Source organism: Streptomyces sp. NPDC029138 (assembly GCF_055564375.1).
The window spans coordinates 60,670-77,425 of sequence record NZ_JBVHWM010000006.1 but is presented as its reverse complement, the minus strand read 5'-3'; the positions used below and the strand labels follow the sequence as shown (position 1 = coordinate 77,425).

Sequence of the window (16,756 nt, the reverse complement as noted above, 5' to 3'; positions counted from 1 at the left end):
CCCGTACCCGGGGCTGCGCCCGGGGCCCGGGGCTGAGTACCGTTCCGTGCGAGCGCCGAGACGTGGCGCTCGTGAAGCATGCGGCTCCCGTGACGGGTGCCGCGATCCCGCGCCGCCCCGCTCAGCCGACCGCTGGGCCGGACGACCGGGCCGCAGACCGCACGAGCCGAACGACTGACCAGCCACATGAGCCGAAACGGGGGACGGGACGGAATGGACGCGTACGACGAGGACTCGCGGGGCCCGCAGGGCCCGGACGGGTCGGCCGGGACGCGTCTCCCGGAAGAACCCGCGCAGCCGCCGCCACCGCCGCCCGCTGCCGCACCCGCGCCCCGCACCGGCGTCGCCGCGCTCTCCCGCCGCTACCAGGTCGGTGCCGCGCTGGCGCTCGCCGTCGTCGCCGTGGCCGCCTGTGTGCATCTGCTGATGGTCTTCCTCAGCCTCGCGCCCGCGAACACGGTGACGAAGCAGCACGGCAAGGCGATAGAGGAGTGGGTGTACCCGGAGTTCGAGCAGAACTGGAAGCTGTTCGCCCCGAACCCGCTCCAGCAGAACATCGCCGTACAGGTCCGCGCCGAGGTGCGGATGCGGGACGGCGGCCTGCGCACCACCGGGTGGACCGACCTGTCCGCCCAGGACGGTGCCGCCATCGACGGCAACCTGGCGCCCAGCCACACCCAGCAGAACGAGCTGCGCCGGGCCTGGGACTTCTTCGCCGCCACGCACGCCGCCGACAACCGCCCCGTCGGCCTGCGCGGCTCCCTGTCCGAGCAGTACATCCGCCGGATCGTGGTGATGCGCCTGTACCGGGACGATCCGACGAGCCGGGAAGGCGTGATACAGCGCGTGCAGGTCCGTTCCAGCACCACCAACGTGCAGCCGCCGCCATGGAGCCGTGAGCGCGTGTCCGACAAGCCCGTCCAGCGCCTGCTGCCCTGGTGGTCCGTGACCGCCGACGAGGCCGCCGGAGGTGTGCGGTGAACAGTCTCTCCCTGACGCTGTCGCGCGGTATCGCCCGGGTCACCGAGGCGGCCCTCGGGCCGTACCAGAGCGCCGTGATCCGGATCGGTTTCGCCGGGACCTGGCTGCTGTTCCTGCTGCGCGAGTTCCCCCACCGCCAGGAGCTTTACGGCCCCTCCGGACCGTGGGGCTGGACCCTCGCCAAGCAGCTGACCGCCGACAACGACGCCTTCACGGCGCTGCTGTGGTCCGACGGACAGCTCTGGTTCGAGTGCTGCTACACGCTGGCCATCCTCGCCAGCGCGGCCCTGGTGCTCGGCTGGCGCACCCGGACCGCGTCCGTGCTGTTCATGGTGGGTGTGCTGTCGCTTCAGAACCGCAGCGTCTTCATCGGCGACGGCGGCGACAACGTCCTGCACCTGATGGCCATCTACCTGGTGTTCACGCGCTGCGGACAGGTGTGGTCGCTCGACGCGCGGCGCGCGGCCCACGGCGCGGCGGCACGCGCGCGGGGCGAGCGGGTGCCCGTGGACCGGGTGGGACCCGTGCTGTGGGCGGTGTTCGGGCTGGTGCTGGGCACGGTGACGCTGACCGGCCGGTTCTACAACGGCTGGCTGATCCCAGCGCTGCTGTGGACGGCCTGGGCGGGGCTCGGCCTGTGGTGGGTGGTCGGGCGCCGGGAGGCCTGGCAGCAGCCGCGGATTCTGCTGGACGTCGTCGCCAACATCCTGCACAACGGCGCCCTGGTCGTGATCATGGCGGAGGCCTGTCTGATCTACGCCACGGCCGGCTGGTACAAGGTCCAGGGCTCGCGCTGGCAGGACGGCACCGCCGTCTACTACCCGCTCCACCTGGACTACTTCTCGCCCTGGCCCGGCCTCGCGGACCTGATGTCGTCCAGCGGCACGATCATGATGATCGTGGCCTACGGGACCGTGATGGTGCAGGTCGCCTTCCCGTTCACGCTGTTCAACCGGCGGGTCAAGAACGTCCTGCTGGCGCTGATGATGACCGAGCACGCGGTGATCGCGGTCGTCCTCGGACTGCCGTTCTTCTCGCTGGCGATGATCACCGCCGACGCGGTCTTCCTGCCGACGTCCTTCCTGCGCCGGCTGGGTGACCTGGCGGCACGCGCGCGGGGGCGGTTCGCCCGGCGTGCCGGCCGTACGGTCCCCGCCCCGCGCTCCCCGGAGGAGAGCACGGCGGACCGCGTAGGGTTCACCGCATGAGCGACCCGCTGAGCCGCTGGCGCGAGCACGCGGACACCGCCGTGCTGCTCGACGGCTTCCACGCCCTGAAGCACGCGCTGCGCTTCGGGGCCGAGGTGCCGGTCGCGGTCACCACCGACCGGCGGGCCGCCCTGACCCTCGCCGAGGAGCTGGCCGGGGACGTACGCGACACCCTGGACGCCCTCCTCGCGGAGGTGTCCGGGCAGGCGTACGCCTCCCTCGTCCCGCGCCCCCATCCGACGGGCGTGGCCGCTCTCGCGGTTCGGCCGTCCCGTGAGGCCAACCTGCGCGCGCTCGCCCGCACGCTCCGCACCGCGCCCGTCGTGGTCCTGGACAACCCCCGCAACCTGGGCAACGCCGGTGCCGTGATCCGGCTGGCCGCCGGTTTCGGGGCGACCGGTGTGGTCACCACGGGCACGCTCGACCCCTGGCATCCCACGGTGGTGCGCGGCGGCGCGGGCCTGCACTTCGCGACCGCCGTCGAGCGCCTCGGCGTCGACGAGTTGCCCGCCGGCCCGCTCTTCGCCCTCGACCCGGAGGGCGAGGACATCCGCGGCACCAAGCTGCCCGACGACGCCGTGCTGGCCTTCGGCTCGGAACGCTCCGGTCTGTCACCGGAACTGCGCGCCCGGGCCGACCACCTGCTGCGCCTCCCGATGCGGCCCCAGGTCTCCAGCTACAACCTGGCCACCAGTGTGGCCATGACGCTGTACCACTGGAGCGCGACCGGCACCGCGCCCTAGGCCTGCCGGCGCACCTCCACCACCCGGAAGCGGTTGGCGACGAACGCGCCGTCGGTGAGGGCCGCGTTGGCCGCCGGGTTGCCGCCCGAGCCGTGGAAGTCGGAGAACGCGGCCGTCTGGTTCACGTAGACCCCGCCGGTCAGGTTGAGGGAGAGCTGGGCGGCCTCCTCCAGGCAGACCTCCTCGACGGCCCGCTCGGTCTCGGCGTCCGTGGTGTACGCGCCGACCGTCATCGCGCCCTTCTCCCGGACCGTGCGGCGCAGCAGCTCCACCGCGTCCGTCACCGAGTCGACGGCGACGGCGAAGGAGACCGGGCCGAAGCACTCGCTCATGTACGCGGCCTCGTCGTCCGGCTTGGCGCCGTCCAGCTTGACGATGACCGGGGTGCGGACCACCGCGCCCGGGAACTCCGGGTTGGTGATCTCGCGGGAGGCGAGGGCGACCTCGCCGAGGCCGGCGGCGGCCTCCAGGCGGGCCTTGACGTCCGGGTTGACGATCGCACCCAGCAGCGCGTTCGCCCGCGCGTCGTCGCCGAGCAGGCCGTCGACCGCGCGGGCGAGGTCGGCGGTGACCTCGTCGAAGGTCTTGGGGCCCTGGTCGGTGCCGATGCCGTCGCGGGGGATGAGGAGGTTCTGCGGGGTGGTGCACATCTGGCCGCTGTACAGGGACAGCGAGAACGCCAGGTTGGACAGCATGCCCTTGTAGTCGTCCGTGGAGTGCACCAGCACGGTGTTGACGCCGGCTTTCTCCGTGTAGACCTGCGCCTGGCGGGCGTTGGCCTCCAGCCAGTCACCGAAGGACGTCGACCCGGTGTAGTCGATGATCTTGATCTCGGGGCGGGTGGCGAGGGTTTTCGCGATGCCCTCGCCGGGGCGCTCGGCGGCCAGCGCCACCAGGTTCGGGTCGAAGCCCGCCCCGGCCAGCACCTCCCGGGCGACCTGGACGGTCAGCGCGAGCGGCAGCACCGCGCGCGGGTGCGGCTTGACCAGGACGGCGTTGCCGGTGGCCAGGGAGGCGAACAGGCCCGGGTAGCCGTTCCAGGTCGGGAAGGTGTTGCAGCCGATGACCAGGGCGATCCCGCGCGGGACCGCGGTGAACCGCTTGGTGAGGGCCAGCGGGTCGCGCTTGCCCTGCGGCTTGGTCCACTCCGCCGCCTGAGGGGTGCGGACCTGCTCCGCGTACGCGTACGCCACCGCTTCCAGGCCGCGGTCCTGGGCGTGCGGGCCGCCCGCCTGGAACGCCATCATGAACGCCTGCCCGCTGGTGTGCATGACGGCGTGCGCGAACTCGTGCGTCCGGTCGCTGATCCGCTTGAGGATCTCCAGGCAGACCACCGCCCGGACCTCCGGGCCCGCGTCCCGCCAGGACCGCTGCCCGGCCCGCATGGCCGGGAGCAGCACGTCGACGTCCGCGTGCGGGTACGTCACGCCCAGCTCGACGCCGTACGGCGAGACCTCGCCGCCCACCCAGTCGTCCGTGCCGGGCTGGCCGAGGTCGAGGCGGGTGCCCAGCAGTGCGTCGAAGGCGGCCTTGCCCGCCGCGGCGTCCAGGCTGCCCCCCTCGCCGTAGGCCTTGGGGTGCTCGGGGTGCGGGGACCAGTACGCGCGGGTGCGGATCGCCTCCAGGGCCTGGTCGAGCGTGGGCCGGTGCTTTTCGATCAGCTCGGGCGCGGTCAGTTCGGCGGCCATGCGGGACCAACTCCTCGTCTGGAGAACTCGTCGTCGAGTTCGGACCTGGCAGAAAGAGCAGCGGGATAGGACGGTCAGAGCTAGAGTAACCGAACGATCGGTCGGTACAAGGGGGTCCCGCCGCATCTGTGGAAAACCCCGTGCGGGAGGATCGCGCACATGACAGCACTCGACCTCAGCAGCCCCGTGGCCGTCGTCGGAACCGGCACCATGGGCCAGGGAATCGCCCAGGTCGCGCTGGTCGCCGGGCACCCCGTACGGCTGTACGACGCCGTCCCCGGGCGAGCCCGGGAGGCGGCCGAAGCGATCGGCGCCCGCCTCGACCGGCTCGTGGCCAAGGACCGGCTCACGGAAGCCGACCGCGACGCCGCCCGCGCCCGTCTGGAGCCCGCGGACAGCCTCGCGGAACTGGCCGACTGCGGGCTGGTCGTGGAGGCCGTCCTGGAGCGGCTGGACGTCAAGCAGCGGCTCTTCGGCGACCTGGAGGAGATCGTCGCCGAGGACTGCCTGCTCGCCACCAACACCTCCTCGCTGTCGGTGACGGCCATCGGCGGCGTCCTGCGCCACCCCGGCCGCTTCGTCGGCCTGCACTTCTTCAATCCCGCTCCGCTGCTGCCGCTGGTCGAGGTGGTCTCCGGGTTCGCCACCGACGTCACGTCGGCCACGCGCGCGTACGAGACCGCCCGCGCCTGGGGCAAGACGCCGGTGGCCTGCGCGGACACCCCCGGCTTCATCGTCAACCGCATCGCCCGGCCGTTCTACGCCGAGGCGTTCGCCGTCTACGAGGCCCAGGCCGCGGACCCGGCCACCATCGACGCGGTGCTGCGGGAGTGCGGCGGCTTCAAGATGGGCGCGTTCGAGCTGACCGACCTGATCGGCCAGGACGTCAACGAGTCCGTCACCCACTCGGTGTGGCAGTCCTTCTTCCAGGACACGCGCTTCACGCCCTCGCTGTCCCAGCGCCGGCTGGTCGAGTCCGGGCGGCTCGGCCGCAAGAGCGGGCGCGGCTGGTACGACTACGCCCACGGCGCCGAGCGGCCCGAGCCGCACACGGCCGACAAGGAACAGCCGCCCGCCCACGTCATCGCCGAGGGCGGTCTCGGGCCGGCCGCCGAACTGCTCACCATGATCCGCGAGGCGGGCATCCGGGTCCGCGAGGAGGACGAGGACCACGGCACCCGCCTGGTGCTGCCCAGCGGCGGCCAGCTCGTCCTCGCCGACGGACAGACCTCCGCCGAGTTCCGGGACGTCGTCTACTTCGACCTCGCCCTGGACTACCGCACGGCCACCCGTATCGCCCTGTCCGTCGCCCAGGACACCTCGCCGCGGACCCTCGCCGAGGCCACCGGACTGTTCCAGGCGCTCGGCAAGGAGGTCAGCGTCATCGGCGACGTCCCCGGCATGATCGTCGCCCGCACGGTCGCCCGGATCATCGACCTCGCCCACGACGCCGTCGCCAAGGGCGTGGCCACCGAGGAGGACGTCGACACCGCGATGCGCCTGGGCGTCAACTACCCGCTCGGCCCCTTCGAGTGGGACCGCAGGCTCGGCCGCGACTTCGCCTTCGACGTCCTGGACGAGATGCACGAGCGCGACCCCTCCGGACGCTACGCGCCCTCCCTCGCGCTGTACCGCCACGCGTACGCCACCGACAAGCGGGGGGGCACCTCATGACCACGGCCAAGCGTGACACCTACACCCCCGAGACGCTGCTCTCCGTCGCCGTCCGCGTCTTCAACGAGCGCGGCTACGACGGCACCTCCATGGAGCACCTGTCCAAGGCGGCCGGTATCTCCAAGTCGTCGATCTACCACCACGTCAGCGGCAAGGAGGAGCTGCTGCGCCGGGCCGTCAGCCGCGCCCTGGACGGCCTGTTCGCCATCCTGGAGGAGGAGCACGCGCGCGTGGGGCGGCCGGCGGAGCGGCTGGAGCACGTCGTGCGCCGCATGGTCGAGGTGCTCATAGCCGAGCTGCCCTATGTGACGCTGCTGCTGCGCGTGCGCGGCAACACCGAGACCGAGCGCTGGGCGCTGGAGCGGCGCCGCGACTTCGACCACCGGGTCGCCGAGCTGCTGAAGGCGGCGGCGGCCGACGGGGACGTACGCGGCGACGTGGAGGTCCGCCTGGTCACCCGGCTGGTCTTCGGGATGATCAACTCGATCGTGGAGTGGTACCGGCCGGACACGCGGGGCGCGAGCGGCCGGGAGGTGGCCGACGCCGTCGTCCGGCTGGTCTTCTCGGGGCTGCGCCAGGACTGACCTCAGCCGTCCGGCTCCAGGTCCTCCTCCTCGAACACCAGCAGCGTGCGGGTGCTGAGCACCTCGGGGATCGCCTGGAGCCGGGTCAGCACCAGCTCGCGCAGCGCCCGGTTGTCGGGCGTGTGCACCAGCAGCAGCACATCGAAGTCGCCGCCCACCAGGGCGATGTGGGAGGCGCCGGGCAGCTGTCTGAGCTGCTCGCGGACCGTGCGCCAGCTGTTTTGGACGATCTTCAGTGTGATGTACGCCGACGTGCCGTGACCCGCCCGCTCGTGGTCCACGCGCGCGCTGAAGCCCCGGATCACCCCGTCCTCGACGAGCCGGTTGATGCGCGCGTAGGCGTTGGCGCGCGAGACGTGGACGCGCTCGGCGACCGACCGTATCGAGGCCCGGCCGTCCGCCTGGAGGATCTTCAGGATGTCCTGGTCGATGGCGTCCAGCGGGCGCGGCGGCGGCGCGGTGCCTTCCTGCGGCCCCGCGGCCATTTGTTCAGCTCCCATGTCCCCCCGCTTCCTCGCCGTGGACGTCCTGCGGTCATTCCAGGCTGTGGAGAACCGTTTGTCCACAGCCTGAAGGCACCTGTAGCCAAAATGTGCCGGCGACCGAACAATCGGTTGGTGAGGCGAGTCACAGCCGACGCGCCTCCCGTAGCCACCCCCACAAGGAGGTGCCGTCATGACGGTTCTGGAGCAGCGGGGCGCGTACCGGCCATCGCCGCCGCCCGCCTGGCAACCCCGTATGGACCCCGCTCCGCTGCTGCCCGACGCCGAGCCCTACCGCGTCCTCGGCACCGAGGCGGCCGTCAAGGCCGACCCCGGCCTGCTGCGCCGGCTGTACGCCCAGCTGGTGCGCGGGCGCCGGTACAACACGCAGGCCACCGCCCTCACCAAGCAGGGCCGGCTCGCCGTCTACCCGTCCAGCACCGGCCAGGAGGCCTGCGAGATCGCCGCCGCCCTGGCGCTGGAGGAGCGCGACTGGCTCTTCCCCAGCTACCGCGACACGCTCGCCGTCGTCGCCCGGGGCGTGGACCCCGTTGAGGCGCTCACCCTGCTGCGCGGCGACTGGCACAGCGGCTACGACCCCTACGCCCACCGGGTGGCCCCCCTCAGCACCCCGCTCGCAACCCAGCTGCCGCACGCCGTCGGCCTCGCCCACGCCGCCCGCCTCAAGGGCGACGACGTGGTCGCGCTCGCCATGGTCGGCGACGGCGGCACCAGCGAGGGCGACTTCCACGAGGCGCTGAACTTCGCCGCCGTCTGGCAGGCACCCGTCGTCTTCCTGGTGCAGAACAACGGCTTCGCCATCTCCGTCCCGCTCGCCAAGCAGACCGCCGCGCCCTCCCTGGCCCACAAGGCCGTCGGGTACGGCATGCCGGGCCGGCTGGTCGACGGCAACGACGCCGCCGCCGTGCACGAGGTGCTCAGCGACGCCGTACGGCACGCGCGCGCGGGCGGCGGCCCGACCCTGGTGGAGGCGGTGACGTACCGCGTCGACGCCCACACCAACGCCGACGACGCCACCCGCTACCGGGGCGACGCCGAGGTCGCGGCCTGGCGCGCCCACGATCCGATCGAGCTGCTGGAACGCGAACTGACCACGCGCGGACTGCTGGACGACGCCGGTGTCGAGGCGGCCCGGCAGGACGCCGAGACGATGGCCGCAGCCCTGCGGGAACGCATGAACCGGGACCCCGAACTCGACCCCATGGACCTCTTCGACCACGTCTACGCCGAGACCACCGCGCAACTGCGCGAGCAGCGGGCCCTGTTGCGGGCCGAGCTGGAGGCCGAGCAGGAGCAGCACGGCGAGCCCGGCGCGCCGGAAGGCGGCGCCCGATGACGACCGTCGCCGTCAAGCCCGCCACCATGGCGCAGGCCCTCACGCGCGCGATGCGCGACGCGATGGCCGCCGACCCGACCGTGCACGTCATGGGCGAGGACGTCGGCACCCTCGGCGGGGTCTTCCGCGTCACCGACGGGCTCGCCAAGGAGTTCGGCGAGGACCGCTGCACCGACACCCCGCTCGCCGAGGCCGGCATCCTCGGCACCGCCGTCGGCATGGCCATGTACGGCCTCAGGCCGGTGGTGGAGATGCAGTTCGACGCCTTCGCCTACCCGGCGTTCGAGCAGCTGATCAGCCATGTCTCCCGGATGCGCAACCGCACGCGCGGCAGGATGCCCCTGCCGATCACCGTCCGCATCCCCTACGGCGGCGGCATCGGCGGCGTCGAGCACCACAGCGACTCGTCCGAGGCCTACTACATGGCGACGCCCGGCCTCCATGTCGTCACCCCGGCCACCGTCGCCGACGCCTACGGACTGCTGCGCCAGGCCATCGCCTCCGACGACCCGGTCGTCTTCCTGGAGCCGAAGCGGCTGTACTGGTCGAAGGACAGCTGGAACCCCGAGCAGCCGACGGACGTCGAGCCCATCGGCCGGGCCGTGGTCCGCCGGACCGGCCGCAGCGCCACGCTCATCACCTACGGTCCCTCGCTGCCGGTCTGCCTGGAGGCCGCCGAGGCCGCCCGGGCCGAGGGCTGGGACCTGGAGGTCATCGACCTGCGCTCCCTGGTGCCGTTCGACGACGAGACGGTCTGCGCGGCCGTCCGGCGCACCGGCCGCGCCGTCGTCGTCCACGAGTCCACCGGGTTCGGCGGGCCGGGCGGCGAGATCGCGGCCCGCGTCACCGAGCGCTGTTTCCACCACCTGGAGGCCCCGGTGCTGCGCGTGGCCGGGTTCGACATCCCGTATCCGCCGCCCATGCTGGAGCGGCACCACCTGCCCGGCGTCGACCGCATCCTGGACGCCGTGGCCCGGCTGCAATGGGAGGCCGAGGGCTGATGGCTCAGGTGCTGGAGTTCAAGCTGCCCGACCTCGGGGAAGGGCTCACCGAGGCGGAGATCGTCCGCTGGCTGGTCCAGGTCGGTGACGTGGTCGCCGTCGACCAGCCCGTGGTCGAGGTCGAGACGGCCAAGGCGATGGTCGAGGTGCCCTGCCCGTACGGCGGAGTGGTCACCGCCCGCTACGGCGAGGAGGGCACCGAACTCCCCGTCGGCGCCCCGCTCCTGACGGTGGCCGTGGGCGAACGCGCACCGGAGCCGGAGGGCTCCGGCAACGTCCTGGTGGGCTACGGCACCCAGGCCCCGGCGGCGCGCCGGCGCCGGGTACGGGCGGGCACGGGTGCGGCCGACGGACGGGTCGTCCGGCGCGAGATCGACGGCAGCGGAGCGGGCGCGCCGCGCCAGGCCGTCGGCACCGGACAGGCGGCGCCGACCGGAGCCTCCGGCAACGGGCAGGCCGCCCAGCGCGGGACGGCTCGGGTCGACGCCGACACCCACACGCGCGTGGCCGCACCGGCGGTGGCACAGCCACCCGCCTCCACATCCACGCCCGGCGCCGCACCCACCACGCCCACCGCCGCCCCCGCCGAGGGCCCGGTCCCCGTGATCTCCCCCCTCGTGCGCAAGCTCGCCCGGGACAACGGCGTCGATCTGCGGCAGCTGGCCGGGTCGGGGCCGGACGGGCTCATCCTGCGCGCGGACGTCGAGAACGCGCTGCGAGCCGAGGCCGCACCGGTCCGCACGGCCGAGGAGCCGGTCGTACGGACCGCCGCGCCGCCCGTCCCCCAGGGCGGCGGGACCCGCGTCCCGCTCAAGGGCGTACGCGGTGCCGTCGCCGACAAGCTCTCCCGCAGCCGCCGGGAGATCCCGGACGCGACCTGCTGGGTCGACGCCGACGCGACCGAGCTCATGCGCGCCCGCGCCGCGATGAACGCGGCCGGAGGCCCGAAGATCTCCCTCCTCGCGCTGCTCGCCCGCATCTGCACGGCCGGCCTCGCCCGCTTCCCCGAGCTGAACTCCTTCGTCGACACCGAGGCCCGCGAGGTCGTCCGGCTCGACCAGGTCCACCTCGGGTTCGCAGCACAGACGGAACGCGGCCTGGTCGTGCCGGTCGTCCGGGACGCCCACGCGCGCGACGCCGAGTCGCTGACCGCCGAGTTCGCCCGGCTCACCGAGGCGGCCCGCACCGGGACGCTGACCCCGGCAGAACTCACCGGCGGGACCTTCACGCTGAACAACTACGGCGTCTTCGGCGTCGACGGCTCCACGCCGATCATCAACCACCCCGAGGCGGCCATGCTCGGCGTCGGCCGCATCGTCCCCAAGCCGTGGGTGCACGAGGGCGAGCTGGCCGTCCGCCAGGTCGTCCAGCTCTCGCTCACCTTCGACCACCGGGTGTGCGACGGCGGTACGGCGGGCGGCTTCCTGCGGTATGTGGCGGACTGCGTGGAACAGCCGGCGGTGCTGCTGCGCACCCTGTGAGACACAGCTTCCCGCTCCTGTGAGACACAGCTTCCTCTGAGACAGAGGTTCGGAAGGAGGAACCGGCAGGACATACTCGGAGGGTGACCGACACCACCCCCGCCGCTCCGGGGACCCCCGCGCCGTACGACGCCGTCGTGCTGGCGGGCGGTGCCGCCCGGCGGCTCGGCGGGGCCGACAAGCCGGGGCTCCGGGTCGGGGGCCGCGCGCTGCTCGACCGGGTGCTCGCGGCCTGCGCGGACGCCGGGACGACCGTCGTCGTGGCCGCGCCCCGGCCCACCGCCCGCCCGGTGCGCTGGGCGCGCGAGGAGCCACCCGGTGGCGGGCCGGTCGCCGCGCTGGAGGCGGGCCTGCGGCTCACCACCGCCCGGCACACCGTCGTCCTCTCCGCCGACCTGCCCTTTCTCGAACAGCCCACCCTTCGCCGCCTGTTGACCGCTCTTCAGGAGACCGGGGCCGACGGTGCGCTGCTCACCGACGCCGACGGCCGCGACCAGCCGCTCGTCGCCGCCTACCGCACCGCCGCCCTGCGCCGTGAGCTGACCGCCCTTGCCGCCGCGCACGACGGCCTCACCGGGCTGCCCCTGCGCCGGCTGTCCAGTGCCCTCCGCCTCACCCGCGTCCCGGACCCGCTCGCGTCCTTCGACTGCGACACCTGGGACGACATCGCGACGGCCAGGGCACGTATCAGGGAGCATGGGTCCGTGTTGGATGAATGGATCTCCGCAGTCAAGGACGAGTTGGGCATCGAACTGGACGTCGACACCGGCGTCCTCCTCGATCTGGCCCGGGACGCCGCGCACGGCGTGGCCCGGCCCGCCGCTCCGCTGACCACCTTCCTCGTCGGCTACGCCGCCGCCCAGGGCAAGGGCGGCCCCGAGGCCGTTGCCGAGGCCGCGCGCAGGGCCGCCGCCCTCGCGCTGCGCTGGGAGGAAGAGAACGGCGGGGGCACCACGGACGCGAGGAGCGGGGCCCCGAGCGCCCCGGACGCCGGATGACCGCCCCCGGCACCCGGGCCGAGGCGTCCGCCGAAGACAGCGACGACCTCGATGTCGAGGAGGCTCTGGCGCTCGTGAGGGATGCTCACAGGGAGCCCCGGGACGACGGCACGGACGACAGCGCGGGCCAGGCGTCCGCCCCGTCCGCCCAGTCCCCCGGTGAGCGGCCCGTAGACCGGCACCGGGCCACCCCCTGGCCCCAGGCCCGGGAGACCGCCGCCCGTGCCGCGCGTTCCCGCGCCCGCCGCGCCCCCGTCTCGGTGCCGGTGGGCGACGCCCTCGGACTGGCCCTGGCCGCGCCCCTCGACGCCCTCACCGACCTGCCCTCCTTCGACACCTCCGCGATGGACGGCTGGGCGGTCGCCGGGCCCGGCCCCTGGCAGGTGCGCGAGGAGGGCGTGCTCGCCGGGCACGCGCAGCCCGAACCGCTCACCGACGGCGAGGCGGTCCGTATCGCCACCGGCGCCCGCATCCCCGCCGACACCACCGCCGTCCTGCGCACCGAGCACGGCCGGATCGACGCCCAGGGCCGTCTGCACGCCACGCGCGAGATGCTCCACGGCCAGGACATCCGCCCGCGCGGCCAGGAGTGCCGAAGCGGCGACCAGTTGCTGCCCGTCGGCACCCTCGTCACCCCCGCCGTCCTGGGCCTCGCCGCGGCGGCCGGCTATGACACGGTCACCGTCGTACCCCGTCCCCGCGCCGAAGTCCTCGTCCTGGGCGACGAGTTGCTGACCGAGGGCCTGCCGCACGACGGGCTCATCCGGGATGCCCTCGGCCCCATGCTGCCGCCCTGGCTGCGGGCACTCGGCGCCGACGTCATCGCCGTACGCCGGATCGGCGACGACGCCAAGGCCCTGCAAAAGGCGATCACCCGCTCCGCCGCCGACCTGATCGTCACCACGGGCGGCACCGCGGCCGGACCCGTCGACCACGTCCACCCGGTCCTGGAGCGCGTCGGCGCCGAACTCCTCGTCGACGGCGTCAAGGTGCGCCCCGGCCACCCCATGCTGCTGGCCCGCACCAAGGACCACCAGCACCTCGTCGGCCTGCCCGGCAACCCCCTCGCGGCCGTCTCCGGCCTGCTCACCCTCGCCGAACCGCTGCTGAGGACCCTCGCCGCCCACCCCGCCCCCGAGCCGTACACGCTGCCGCTCCGGGAGGCGGTGCACGGGCACCCGCACGACACCCGGCTCATCCCCGTGGTGCTGCGCGGTGACCACGCCATGCCGCTGCACTACAACGGCCCGGCCATGCTCCGGGGCATCGCCGCCGCCGACGCGCTGGCCGTCGTACCACCGGGCGGGGCCCGCCAGGGTGAGGAGGCCGAGCTGCTGGATCTGCCATGGGCGACCGCCGGAATCGGGGTGTGTTTCACGTGAAACTTCCGGGCCATGACGCCATCGCCCGCCAGGCGGGCGAACATCTGGTGACCCATCGGGTGAAACTCCCGAGGAAAGTGGTGGAGCGTCCGATCCGCCAGGTCGTCAAGCGGCTGATCATGGCCCTGGTGGTGCTGGTCGCCACCGCGCTGGTCGTCTACGCCGACCGTGAGGGCTACCGCGACAGCTCCGACGGCCCCGTCGATCTGCTCGACGCGTTCTACTACGCGACCGTCACCCTCTCCACCACCGGATACGGCGACATCACCCCGGTCAGCGACAGCGCCCGGCTCACCAACATCCTCGTCATCACGCCCCTGCGCGTGCTGTTCCTGATCATCCTGGTCGGCACCACGCTGGAGGTCCTCACCGAACGCACCCGTGAGGATTGGCGCCTGAACCGCTGGAGGTCCACCTTGCGCGACCACACCGTCGTCGTCGGCTTCGGCACGAAGGGACGGTCGGCCATCCAGACCGTCTGCGCGACCGGGCTGAAGAAGGAGCAGGTGGTCGTGGTCGATCCCAGCTCCAAGGTGATCGACACGGCCACCGCCGAGGGCTACGCCGGCGTCATAGGCGACGCCACCCGCAGTGACGTGCTCAAACGGGCCGAGGTGCACAAGGCCCGGCAGATCATCGTCGCCCCGCAGCGCGACGACACCTCCGTTCTCGTCACGCTGACCGCCCGCCAGCTCAACCGCACCGCCAAGATCGTGGCCGCGGTGCGCGAGGAGGAGAACGCCCCGCTGCTCAAGCAGTCCGGCGCCGACGCCGTCATCACCAGCTCCGGCGCGGCCGGCCGTCTGCTCGGCCTGTCCGTGCTCAGCCCCGCGGCCGGCATGGTCATGGAGGACCTGATCCAGCAGGGCAGCGGGCTGGACCTCGTCGAACGGCCGGTGGTCCGCGGAGAGGTGGGCAAGAAGCCGCGCGAGACGGACGACCTGGTGGTCAGCGTCGTCCGTGGACACCGGGTGCTCGGCTACGACGATCCGTCCGTCGGCACCCTCCAGCTGACGGACCGGCTCATCACCATCGTCCGCGCCACCCCCGAGACCCGGGTCACCCCGGACACCCGCCCCCTGCCACACGGGTGACCGGTCCCTGGGGGAGTAGCGTCACCGGCATGCATGCGATCACGATTCCCGAACCTGGTGGTCCCGAGGCGCTGGTGTGGGACGAGGTCCCCGATCCGGTGCCCGGCGAGGGCGAGGTGCTGGTCGAGGTGGTGGCCAGCGCGGTCAACCGTGCCGACATCCTGCAACGCCAGGGCTTCTACAACCCGCCGCCCGGCGCCTCCCTCTACCCCGGCCTGGAGTGCTCCGGCAGGATCGCCGCGCTCGGCCCCGGCGTCTCCGGCTGGGCCGTCGGCGACCAGGTGTGCGCGCTGCTCGCGGGCGGTGGCTACGCCGAGAAGGTCGCGGTACCGGCCGGGCAGCTGCTGCCCGTGCCCGAGGGCGTCGACCTCACGCGCGCCGCGGCGCTGCCCGAGGTCGTCTGCACGGTCTGGTCCAACGTGTTCATGGTCGCCCATCTGCGCCCGGGCGAGACACTGCTGGTGCACGGCGGCTCCAGCGGCATCGGCACCATGGCGATCCAGCTCGCCAAGGCCGTCGGCGCCAAGGTCGCGGTGACCGCCGGTACGAAGGAGAAGCTCGACCGCTGCGCCGAGCTGGGCGCGGACGTGCTGATCAACTACCGCGAGCAGGACTTCGTCGCCGAGATCAAGCAGGCCACCGACGGGGCGGGCGCCGACGTCATCCTCGACAACATGGGCGCCAAGTACCTGGACCGCAATGTCCAGGCGCTCGCCGTCAACGGACGCCTCGCGATCATCGGCCTGCAAGGCGGTGCGAAGGGCGAGCTGAACATCGGCACGCTGCTCAGCAAACGGGCCGCGATCAGCGCGACCTCGCTGCGCGCCCGTCCACTGGACGAGAAGGCGGCCATCGTCGCCGCCGTACGCGAGCACGTGTGGCCGTTGCTCGCCGCCGGGCACGTCGGCCCGGTCGTGGACCGCGAGCTGCCGATGGCGGAGGCGGCCGAGGCCCACCGGCTGGTGGAGGCGAGCGGCCACATCGGCAAGGTGCTGCTGGTCGCGCCGTAGCGACGCGGGCGGTGCGGGGGCGGAACCCGAGGGTGCATGTGGTCAGCTCTTGCGGAGCCTCAGGCCCAGGAGGGCCAGTCCCAGGCCCAGGCCGATGAGGACCAGACCGCTGCCCAGCGGGAGGATCCGCAGGACCGGCTCCGTGGATGCCTCGCCCTGCTGGGTCGCCTGCTCGGCGGCGGGCCGCTGCGGGGACCCGGTGGGGTCGGGAGAGGGGTCCCGGGGCGACGGGGAGACGCTCGGCACTTCCGCGGTCTCCGGCTCCTCCGCCTGCTCCGGCTCGTCCGGCTGCGCGGCGGGGGTGGCGGGAGGCGGGTCGTCGTCGCCCTCCTCGATCTCGGGCCCGTCCGGCCGGCCCGGCCGCATCCGCCCCTCACCGGCCCGGCTGCCCGCCCGGGACGGCTCGACGGAGGCGAGGGGCCGATAGGGGTGGACCGACGCCGAGGCGGAGTCGGACGGCATCGGAACGGCGGCGGACGCGTCCTCGCGCGGGGGGCCGTCCGGGGCGGAAGGCCCCTGCCCCGGGCGGTCGTGGTCCGGGGAAGCCTCGTCCGGCGACGCGTCCTCCGAGGAGTCCTGGTCGGAGGACGCGTCATCGGGGGACGTCTCCTCCGAGGAGTCCTCCTCCGGGGACGTCTCCTCCGAGGACGCCTTCTCCGGGGGCCCCTGGTCCGGGCGTCCACGGTCCGGGGCGGCGTGCTCCGGAGCCGTGTCCTCGTGGGGCGCGTGCTCCGGGACGGCCTGCCGTGGAGGCGCGTGCTCCGGGGCCGCGCCCTCCCTGATTCCCTGCCGCGTTGCGGTCTGCGCCCGGTGTCCGGTGGCGGACGGGCGGGCGGCGTCCGGCTCCGCGGCGAGGACGGGAGTACCGCCGTACGCGACGGCGGTGCCGTGCGCCGGCAGGGCCGTCGCCGTGAGGACGACCAGCAGCCGGAGACAGCGGAGCGTGAGTCGTGGGCGTGCAGTCACGTCGGTGACCTCCCGGGGCCCAGGTGCCGTGACCGATGGAAAACCGACGGGATCAAGCCTCACATTCAATGGCAAAGAGAGCATTCCAGATTGGGCCGTCGGGTCTA

General features: G+C 73.3%; 15 protein-coding genes. 12 read left to right on the top strand and 3 right to left on the bottom strand.

All coding sequences use genetic code 11. From position 1 onward, the window contains the following. The first annotated feature begins 213 nt into the window (after nucleotides 1-213). The 3 genes from ACZ4WH_RS08625 to ACZ4WH_RS08615 are packed head-to-tail and all read left to right on the top strand — an operon-like array spanning nucleotide 214 to nucleotide 2,932. Nucleotides 214-981: a DUF5819 family protein gene (locus ACZ4WH_RS08625; protein WP_468178019.1), complete on the top strand. Its 768-nt coding sequence runs from the start codon at nucleotides 214-216 to the stop codon at nucleotides 979-981. After that, nucleotides 978-2,189, top strand: coding sequence for an HTTM domain-containing protein (locus ACZ4WH_RS08620; protein WP_468178017.1), 1,212 nt, complete (start codon nucleotides 978-980; stop codon nucleotides 2,187-2,189). Before ACZ4WH_RS08625 ends, ACZ4WH_RS08620 begins: the two co-directional genes overlap by 4 nt. Then, a complete protein-coding gene (locus ACZ4WH_RS08615; protein ID WP_468178015.1) occupies nucleotides 2,186-2,932 on the top strand; it encodes a TrmH family RNA methyltransferase in 747 nt (248 codons plus the stop codon). The genes ACZ4WH_RS08620 and ACZ4WH_RS08615 overlap by 4 nt, the downstream gene beginning before the upstream one ends. On the opposite strand, the gene paaN is transcribed toward ACZ4WH_RS08615, so the two are convergent. After that, on the bottom strand, nucleotides 2,929-4,620 hold the full coding sequence (gene paaN / locus ACZ4WH_RS08610; protein ID WP_468178013.1) for a phenylacetic acid degradation protein PaaN: 1,692 nt from the start codon (nucleotides 4,618-4,620) through the stop codon (nucleotides 2,929-2,931). The genes ACZ4WH_RS08615 and paaN overlap by 4 nt on opposite strands. Nucleotides 4,621-4,779: 159 nt before the next feature. Here paaN and ACZ4WH_RS08605 point away from each other — a divergent pair, with 159 nt between their 5' ends. Both ACZ4WH_RS08605 and ACZ4WH_RS08600 read left to right on the top strand, forming a co-directional pair. Then, nucleotides 4,780-6,294, top strand: a complete 1,515-nt coding sequence (locus ACZ4WH_RS08605) for a 3-hydroxyacyl-CoA dehydrogenase (RefSeq protein WP_468178011.1) — start codon at nucleotides 4,780-4,782, stop codon at nucleotides 6,292-6,294. Further along, the gene (locus ACZ4WH_RS08600) at nucleotides 6,291-6,878 is read left to right on the top strand and encodes a TetR/AcrR family transcriptional regulator (RefSeq protein ID WP_468178009.1); all 588 of its coding nucleotides are present in this window, start codon (nucleotides 6,291-6,293) and stop codon (nucleotides 6,876-6,878) included. Before ACZ4WH_RS08605 ends, ACZ4WH_RS08600 begins: the two co-directional genes overlap by 4 nt. 2 nt (nucleotides 6,879-6,880) lie before the next feature. Here the strand turns inward: ACZ4WH_RS08600 and ACZ4WH_RS08595 are convergent, their stop codons facing one another. Further along, on the bottom strand, nucleotides 6,881-7,378 hold the full coding sequence (locus ACZ4WH_RS08595; protein ID WP_468178007.1) for an Lrp/AsnC family transcriptional regulator: 498 nt from the start codon (nucleotides 7,376-7,378) through the stop codon (nucleotides 6,881-6,883). Nucleotides 7,379-7,553: 175 nt separating this feature from the next. Between ACZ4WH_RS08595 and pdhA the strand changes: the two genes are divergently transcribed. The 7 genes from pdhA to ACZ4WH_RS08560 all read left to right on the top strand — a co-directional run bounded on the left by pdhA (nucleotide 7,554) and on the right by ACZ4WH_RS08560 (nucleotide 15,683). Continuing rightward, nucleotides 7,554-8,717: a pyruvate dehydrogenase (acetyl-transferring) E1 component subunit alpha gene (gene pdhA / locus ACZ4WH_RS08590; RefSeq protein ID WP_468178005.1), complete on the top strand. Its 1,164-nt coding sequence runs from the start codon at nucleotides 7,554-7,556 to the stop codon at nucleotides 8,715-8,717. Then, nucleotides 8,714-9,718, top strand: a complete 1,005-nt coding sequence (locus tag ACZ4WH_RS08585; protein ID WP_468178003.1) for an alpha-ketoacid dehydrogenase subunit beta — start codon at nucleotides 8,714-8,716, stop codon at nucleotides 9,716-9,718. The genes pdhA and ACZ4WH_RS08585 overlap by 4 nt, the downstream gene beginning before the upstream one ends. Next, nucleotides 9,718-11,199 (top strand): dihydrolipoamide acetyltransferase family protein, encoded by a 1,482-nt coding sequence (locus ACZ4WH_RS08580; RefSeq protein WP_468178001.1) that lies wholly within the window; start codon nucleotides 9,718-9,720, stop codon nucleotides 11,197-11,199. Before ACZ4WH_RS08585 ends, ACZ4WH_RS08580 begins: the two co-directional genes overlap by 1 nt. Before the next feature lie 83 nt (nucleotides 11,200-11,282). Further along, the gene (locus ACZ4WH_RS08575) at nucleotides 11,283-12,197 is read left to right on the top strand and encodes an NTP transferase domain-containing protein (protein ID WP_468177999.1); all 915 of its coding nucleotides are present in this window, start codon (nucleotides 11,283-11,285) and stop codon (nucleotides 12,195-12,197) included. Then, nucleotides 12,194-13,579, top strand: coding sequence for a molybdopterin molybdotransferase MoeA (locus tag ACZ4WH_RS08570; protein WP_468177997.1), 1,386 nt, complete (start codon nucleotides 12,194-12,196; stop codon nucleotides 13,577-13,579). Before ACZ4WH_RS08575 ends, ACZ4WH_RS08570 begins: the two co-directional genes overlap by 4 nt. Then, nucleotides 13,576-14,673, top strand: a complete 1,098-nt coding sequence (locus tag ACZ4WH_RS08565) for a potassium channel family protein (protein ID WP_468177995.1) — start codon at nucleotides 13,576-13,578, stop codon at nucleotides 14,671-14,673. Before ACZ4WH_RS08570 ends, ACZ4WH_RS08565 begins: the two co-directional genes overlap by 4 nt. A 29-nt stretch (nucleotides 14,674-14,702) precedes the next feature. Beyond that, nucleotides 14,703-15,683: an NAD(P)H-quinone oxidoreductase gene (locus ACZ4WH_RS08560; RefSeq protein WP_468177993.1), complete on the top strand. Its 981-nt coding sequence runs from the start codon at nucleotides 14,703-14,705 to the stop codon at nucleotides 15,681-15,683. 42 nt (nucleotides 15,684-15,725) lie between these two features. Here ACZ4WH_RS08560 and ACZ4WH_RS08555 read toward each other — a convergent pair whose 3' ends face one another. Next, complete coding sequence (locus ACZ4WH_RS08555) at nucleotides 15,726-16,649, bottom strand: hypothetical protein (protein ID WP_468177991.1); 924 nt, start codon at nucleotides 16,647-16,649, stop codon at nucleotides 15,726-15,728. Between the last annotated feature and the right edge of the window lie 107 nt (nucleotides 16,650-16,756).